The organism is Robiginitalea sp., from assembly GCF_049588695.1.
Classification (GTDB): Bacteria; Bacteroidota; Bacteroidia; order Flavobacteriales; family Flavobacteriaceae; genus Robiginitalea.
The window spans coordinates 1-7,129 of record NZ_JBAVZJ010000032.1 but is presented as its reverse complement, the minus strand read 5'-3'; the positions used below and the strand labels follow the sequence as shown (position 1 = coordinate 7,129).

The 7,129-nt window shown below is 49.5% G+C and carries 7 protein-coding genes; 6 read left to right on the top strand and 1 reads right to left on the bottom strand.

Going from position 1 to position 7,129, the window contains the following annotated elements:
- From WBV75_RS00620 to WBV75_RS00605, 4 genes are all read left to right on the top strand, one after another.
- Positions 1–1,672: ABC transporter ATP-binding protein (locus WBV75_RS00620; RefSeq protein WP_424118730.1), on the top strand; the 1,672-nt coding region annotated here is incomplete at its 5' end.
- Between the two features lie 86 nt (positions 1,673–1,758).
- The gene (locus WBV75_RS00615) at positions 1,759–2,313 is read left to right on the top strand and encodes an RNA polymerase sigma factor (RefSeq protein WP_424118729.1); all 555 of its coding nucleotides are present in this window, start codon (positions 1,759–1,761) and stop codon (positions 2,311–2,313) included.
- A gap of 46 nt (positions 2,314–2,359) precedes the next feature.
- The gene (locus tag WBV75_RS00610) at positions 2,360–2,872 is read left to right on the top strand and encodes a hypothetical protein (RefSeq protein ID WP_424118728.1); all 513 of its coding nucleotides are present in this window, start codon (positions 2,360–2,362) and stop codon (positions 2,870–2,872) included.
- Positions 2,865–3,320 (top strand): hypothetical protein, encoded by a 456-nt coding sequence (locus tag WBV75_RS00605; protein ID WP_424118727.1) that lies wholly within the window; start codon positions 2,865–2,867, stop codon positions 3,318–3,320. The genes WBV75_RS00610 and WBV75_RS00605 overlap by 8 nt, the downstream gene beginning before the upstream one ends.
- Before the next feature lie 45 nt (positions 3,321–3,365).
- On the opposite strand, the gene WBV75_RS00600 is transcribed toward WBV75_RS00605, so the two are convergent.
- Positions 3,366–4,394: a WD40/YVTN/BNR-like repeat-containing protein gene (locus WBV75_RS00600; RefSeq protein WP_424118726.1), complete on the bottom strand. Its 1,029-nt coding sequence runs from the start codon at positions 4,392–4,394 to the stop codon at positions 3,366–3,368.
- A 67-nt stretch (positions 4,395–4,461) separates the two neighbouring features.
- Between WBV75_RS00600 and WBV75_RS00595 the strand changes: the two genes are divergently transcribed.
- Together WBV75_RS00595 and WBV75_RS00590 are read left to right on the top strand one after the other, a co-directional pair.
- Positions 4,462–5,676, top strand: a complete 1,215-nt coding sequence (locus WBV75_RS00595) for an RsmB/NOP family class I SAM-dependent RNA methyltransferase (RefSeq protein WP_424118725.1) — start codon at positions 4,462–4,464, stop codon at positions 5,674–5,676.
- A gap of 98 nt (positions 5,677–5,774) precedes the next feature.
- The coding region (locus WBV75_RS00590; protein WP_424118724.1) for an AIR synthase-related protein at positions 5,775–7,129 on the top strand (1,355 nt) is incomplete at its 3' end.

Genomic DNA, 7,129 nt, shown 5'->3' with positions numbered 1-7,129 from the left:
ACCCATTACCGAACCACCCGTATACGAAGGCATCGGGCAGTTGGAGGGCTACGTTAAAGGCTGGCTCTATTACGAGGTGAATTCAGTGGCAGGAGAGGACAAAATGAAGGCATTAATGCTGGTTATCGGACTGGTTTTAGTCCTGTTTTTGCTCAAAAATGTATTCAACTACCTGGCCATGTACTTCATCACTTTTCTCAGAAATGGTATCCTGAAGGACCTGCGCAATGCGATTTATGAAAAAATAGTTACCCTCCCCGTCGCGTACTATTCCGAGAAGAAAAAAGGGGATGTAATCGCGAGAATAACGGCCGATGTCCTGGAAATCCAACACTCCTTTCTCTCGGTTCTTGAACTGATTGTCCGGGAACCCCTGACTATCCTTTTTACCATAATGGTCATGTTCTTTATAAGCGTAAAACTGACCCTTTTCGTCTTTATTTTTATTCCTGTCGCGGGTATCGTCATTTCGAGGATTGGGAAATCCCTGAAACGCAAGTCAGATCGCGTACAGAAGGAACAGGGAGCATTGTTATCTATTGTCGAAGAAACCCTCGGAGGGCTGCGGGTAATCAAAGCCTTTAATGCCGAAAACCGGTTTTTAGGACACTTCAGAAGCTCCACAGATCGCTTTTTCCATTTTTCAAACAGCTTGCTCAACCGCCAGAATCTGGCTTCACCCACAGGCGAATTCCTGGGTATCCTCGTTATCGGGGTACTGCTTTGGTTTGGAGGCCGGATGGTCCTGGTGGAAGAAACGCTGGACGCATCCTCATTTATTGCCTACATGGGCCTCGCCTATAACATCTTAACGCCTGCAAAGGCCATAAGCAAGGCCTCTTATGGGGTTCGCAAAGGAAATGCCGCGGCCGAACGGGTCCTGGAAATTCTGGAGACTGAAAATCCGATTGAGGATCCGGCCGATGGACGTAAAATTAAAGACTTCAGGGAGCGCCTGGTGCTGGATAAGGTCTCTTTTAGCTATGAAGATGACCGCGTTTTAAAGTCCCTGAGCCTGGAGATTCCAAAAGGCGCAACAGTGGCTTTGGTCGGGCAGTCAGGCAGTGGTAAAAGTACTGTGGCGAACCTGGTAACACGTTTTTACGACGTGGACCAGGGTAGTATTCGCCTGGACGGCATAGACGTACGAGAGGTGACTAAGGCCTCCCTGCGTGGACTTATGGGCCTGGTAACACAGGATTCCATCCTCTTTAACGATACGGTACGAAATAATATCCTTTTGGGAAAGGAAGGCGCTACGCAGGAAGAAATAGAAGCCGCTGCCCGGGTGGCCAATGCCCACGAATTCATCAGTCAATTGCCTAAAGGCTACGAGACGAATATCGGGGACAGCGGGAATAAATTAAGTGGCGGACAAAAACAACGACTTTCCATTGCCCGGGCAGTACTCAAGAATCCGCCTATCATGATCCTGGATGAGGCAACTTCTGCCCTGGATACTGAAAGCGAGCGACTGGTACAGGACGCCTTGGAGAATATGATGCGCAACCGCACCTCATTGGTCATTGCCCACAGACTGAGTACCATAAAGAGCGCAGACCAGATTGTGGTTATGAAAGAGGGCGAAATTGTCGAACAGGGTACTCATGGGCAGCTGCTCGCCCTGGATGGTACGTATCGCAAACTCGTGGAAATGCAACAGCTGGGCTGATACCCGGGCCCCCCGCTGCCCTCTCGGAATTGCCCGCAGGGTTAAACCTTTTCAGTTTTGATGGGTCTAAGAAAAAGTCACCGCTTATGAGTGAAGAAGCTGATTTATTGGCGCGATTAAAAAATCCGGAAAGTCAGAACCAGGCTTTCGGGGAATTGGTCGCGCAATATCAGGAACGGCTTTACTGGCATATTCGGAGAATTGTACTGACCCATCAGAATGCGGATGACGTCCTGCAGGAAACCTTTATTAAAATCTTCCGAAACATCGATGGCTTTAAGGGGGAGAGCAAACTCTATTCCTGGATGTACCGTATTGCCACAAATGAAGCCCTTAGCTTTTTAAAACGCAATTCTAAAATTCAGGCGATATCGGGAGATGAACAACAGGACAACCAACTTGCAAATTTAAAGGCAGACCCTTATTTTGATGGAGACCAGGCTGCGCTGGAATTGCAAAAGGCGCTTTTGGAGCTACCGGAAAAGCAACGGTTGGTTTTTAACATGAAGTACTTTCAGGAGCTAAAGTACGACGAGATTTCAGCCATTCTTGAAACTTCTGTAGGGGCCTTAAAGGCATCGTATCATCTGGCAGTGAAAAAGATCGAAAAACATTTGAAAAAAGATGGGCTGGAAACATAGTACCCACGAGATTAAACCTTTTAAACGAATCGGCATCTAAAGAGTAATGGCATCAGTTTCAGGACAAGACGGATTTAAACTCCCAAAGGGATATTTTGAGAAATTCCCTGAAAGGATGGTAAAGCGCGCAGCGGAAGAAACTCCCGCGGCCAAAAAATCCATGGAGGGTTTCCGTACCCCGGACAGGTACTTCGAAACCTTTGGGGAGCGCCTCCAGCAGCGTCTGTCTAAAAAAGAGGTACCCGTTCGGAGAATACGCCCCCTTCAATTGATCTGGATTCCGGCCGTGGCCGCAGCTATTTTACTGTTGCTGCTCTGGACTCCGTCGTCCCCTTCTGCCGCATTGGATTTTGAAGATATCAACGTGGAGGTGCTTCAGGCGTATTTACAGACAGAGGAATTCGACGTTACCCCTGGTGAACTCGCTGAAAACCTGCCACTTGTGAACCTGGCCATGGATGACATAATGGATAGCGCTCCTGAAGCCCGGGTAATCGAAGACTATCTGGAAGCTTATATTGAATCCGATGAAGAATTATATTTAGAACCCAATGAATAAGTGCATTACTCCACTCCTGCTTTTGATTTCGCTCCTCTTTACCGGGACTTCGATCCTGGGACAGCATCGTGAGAATTCGGAGCAGATTAAAACCCTGAAAATCGCGTTTTTCACGGAAAAACTTGAACTTACCCCGGAAGAAGCCTCAGTATTCTGGCCTATTTACAATGCGCATGAAAATGCCAAAGAAGAACTTCGCGCCGAGCAGCGCAAGGAAATACGGGACCGTTTTGAAACACTTGAAAGCCTTTCGGAAGCAGAAGCCAAAAATGCCCTGAAGCGGTATCTGAAACTAGAAGAGAAGGAAGAAGAACTCGACAAGGCGTATTACGAAAAGATTGCCAAAGAGTTCTCAGCAGTGCGCACCATTAAGCTGTTCGAGGCCGAACAGGAATTCCGCAGACGTCTATTGCAGGAATACCGCAAACGGAAGAGCCGGCAGCCCTGAATCCACATTGTGCAGCAGTCTGCAAAGACATCAATATTTTTAAGTTTATTTGAAGCGAAGTTTAGCAATACGCCCCTTTCCGGAAGCCACAGCTACGGAATCGCTCGTAAACCGGATACTGTAAAATCCCTCGGGATCGAGCAGGTTCCAGGTTTGCCCGGAGTCTTTGGAATAGTAAATCCCATTAAAACTTACCCCGACCAGTTCCCTACCCCCCCGGCCGGGTACAAATTGTACACAACTCAAATAGCCAGGAGTCTCGCCTTGTGCTCGCAGCATCCAGGTTTTTCCCCCGTCAGATGTACTTATTTTGTTCGATAGATTCCCCTTGGGATTCGTGTAATCGCCCCCTGCCGCATACCCGGTTTCTGCATCGTAAAACGCCAGGCTATAAAGGCCGAAAGAATCGGTAGCCGAAGTAACCGGGGACTGACGGACTTTCCAGGTTTCGCCTTTATCTGCCGAAAAGTAAATCCGACCTTTATTGGATGCTACCCAGCAGAAATCTCCCCATATAGCGATATTTGTATCACTGGCGGCAAAGGCCCCCTCTCCGGGAAGTGCTTCCGGCAGGCGATTGCAGGGGATTTTTGACCAGTGCTTCCCACCATCCCTGCTGATGAGAATGCTCAGACAACCTCCCATAGCATCCCCGATGGCAATCCCGTTTGCATCGTCCCAAAAGGCCATGGCGTCGTAAAAAACCCCTGGTCCCGATTCCTGATAGACCAACTCCATAGTCCCGGAATCCCCTGTCTTGTATAACAAGGCGGGATCCCCGGCCGATAACATAAAAAAATCAGTGGACGTATGGGCAACCGCCCTGAATTCCGGAAAAATTTCCAGATAGGCCATCCTTTGGGTGCGCACCTTGAGGTTTTGAAGATCCATACTCCCGAAGAGTCCATCACTCCCCGCGAAGCCAACGCTCCCGGGCATGACCTCCAGGGCCCGGATAGAAACACTATCCGTGTAAACCTCCTGTATGGCTACCTCCTGAAAAGGAAGGGGTTCAGAAGGCCCGGAACACCCCCAAAAAGCCCCAATGAAAATGATCAAAATTACCCGGTGCATAGAAAAAATATCAGTTTGGGAATAAAGATATTGCAAATCTACCCAAAACAATACCTTTGCCCGAGTTATGAGATTTCACAAAAATTTAGTCGAAGGGGTTGTCGAAGTACTCGATCAAGTCTTTAACAAGGAGGTTTATGCGGACCGGGCCCTGGAACAACATTTGCGTAAAAACAAACAATGGGGCAGCCGGGATCGGGGTTTTGTAGCCGAGACCGTCTATGACATTGTTAGATGGAAGCGTCTCTACTGTGAAATCGCCGAAGTGTCCGCACCTTTTTACAGTCGGGATCTCTATCGTCTATTTGCAGTTTGGGTGGTGATGAAAAAAGAGTCTCTCCCCTCCTGGCCCGAATTTAAAGGGGTTAAAGAGGGAGCCCTCCTGGAACGCTACAAACCCCTAAAAAAAATACGGAAATTCAGGGAATCCATCCCGGACTGGCTGGACGCCCTCGGGGAAGAGCGCCTGGGGTCTGAACTGTGGACGGCGGAACTAACCGCCCTGAATACACAAGCGCCTGTGATCCTCAGGGCCAACCGTTTACTGACAACACCCGAAAGGCTTCAGGAGGTTCTGGAAGCAGAAGGAATTAAAACAGATCTTTTACCGGACTACCCGGATGCCCTCCAACTCGAACAACGCGGGAATGTCTTCCGGACAGCTGCCTTTCAGGAGGGTTTATTTGAAGTTCAGGATGCCGCTTCACAGACCGTGGCCCCTTTTCTGGAGGTGTCCCCGGGTATGCGGGTCATCGATGCCTGCGCCGGAGCCGGGGGAAAAACATTGCACTTAGCTGCCCTTATGCAAAACAAGGGGCAACTTATCGGACTGGATATCTACCCTCAAAAACTAAAGGAGCTTAAAAAACGTGCCAAAAGAGCTAAAGCCTTTAATATTGAGACCCGGTTGATATCCGATGCCAAAGTGATCAAAAGACTTAAAAACTCTGCCGACAGGGTACTCATTGATGCGCCGTGTACCGGCCTTGGGGTACTCAGGAGAAACCCGGATTCCAAATGGAAACTCGAACCCGAATTCCTGGAGCGCGTTTGCGTCACCCAACAGGAACTACTTCAGAATTACTCAGGGATGTTGCGCCCCGAAGGTTTACTGGTATACGCTACATGTTCTTTGCTGCCCAATGAGAATTCCGACCAGGTACAAACCTTCCTTAAAAGTGAAGCGGGAGCAGGTTTCCGCCTTGTGGAAGAACGCTCAATGTACGCCAGTGTCGATGGATTTGACGGGTTTTATATGGCACGGCTCAAACGCTTGGAATAACTGTTGAAAAAAAGGGCCGACTGTTGATTTCTTACGGCTCCCGATACCGGTTAAAATGATACCTTTGTAGGCCTAAAACCCATATAAGCCGGCCTTCCATGATCCACTTTTTCGGGGATTCCCAATCTGTTGTCTACGCCCTTTCCACTGATATAACTCTCGATGCCCCAACAGTTGCAAAACTCAGTTGGCTTTTTGGCGACCTGCCCAAACTCGATACGGCGTCTGTAGACGCCTTTTTTATTGGTCCCAGGGCCGCCATGGTCACCCCCTGGAGTACCAACGCCACAGAGATCACACAGAATATGGGTATTGGTGGAATTACGCGAATCGAGCGTTTTAGGAGTTGTGAACCCTCAGATACCTCCTATGACCAGATGCTTTTTCAGAAGTATCCCAGCCTGGGGCAGGACTTATTTCTTGTGGATCACAAACCCGAACCCGTAAAGGAAATCCGGGATATTGCTGCCTACAACCAGGAGGAAGGACTGGCCCTGAGCACAGAAGAAGTCAATTACCTCATGGGGTTGAGCGACCGCCTCGGAAGACCCCTGACGGACTCTGAAGTCTTTGGCTTCAGCCAGGTAAACTCGGAGCACTGCAGGCATAAGATTTTTAACGGCACATTTATAATTGACGGGGCGGAGAAGGAAGATTCCCTGTTTAAACTCATTCGCAAAACATCGGCGACCCATCCCAATGAAATCGTTTCGGCATACAAGGATAATGTGGCCTTTATCAAAGGGCCCCAGGCGGTACAGTTTGCCCCGGGACGGGCAGATCAGCCCGATTGGTACCAGGAAAAACCCTTTACCTCCGTACTCTCCCTGAAAGCGGAAACCCATAACTTTCCCACTACCGTAGAACCCTTCAACGGGGCGGCTACGGGTTCCGGGGGCGAAATCAGGGATCGACTGGCCGGCGGAAAAGGCTCAATACCCCTGGCGGGAACCGCAGTGTATATGACGGCCTATTCCCGCCTGGAAGCAGGCCGGTCCTGGGAAATTAAGGTGCCCGAGCGCAAATGGCTGTATCAAACTCCCATGGACATACTCATAAAAGCTTCCAACGGGGCTTCAGATTTCGGAAATAAATTCGGCCAGCCCCTGATCAGTGGTTCAGTTTTAACTTTCGAACATCAGGAGGACACCCAGGTTACCGGGTACGACAAAGTGATCATGCTGGCCGGGGGTATTGGCTATGGCAAAGCAGAGCTCGCCCTGAAAGATACCCCCACGAAAGGCGACCATATTGTGGTAATGGGTGGTGACAATTATAGAATCGGGATGGGAGGGGCAGCGGTTTCCAGCACCGATACCGGGGCTTTTAGTTCCGCCATTGAACTCAACGCCGTACAACGCTCTAATCCCGAAATGCAGAAAAGGGCGGCCAATGCCATCCGCGGCCTGGTCGAAAGTGATGAGAACCCCATTGTCTCTATACACGATCACGG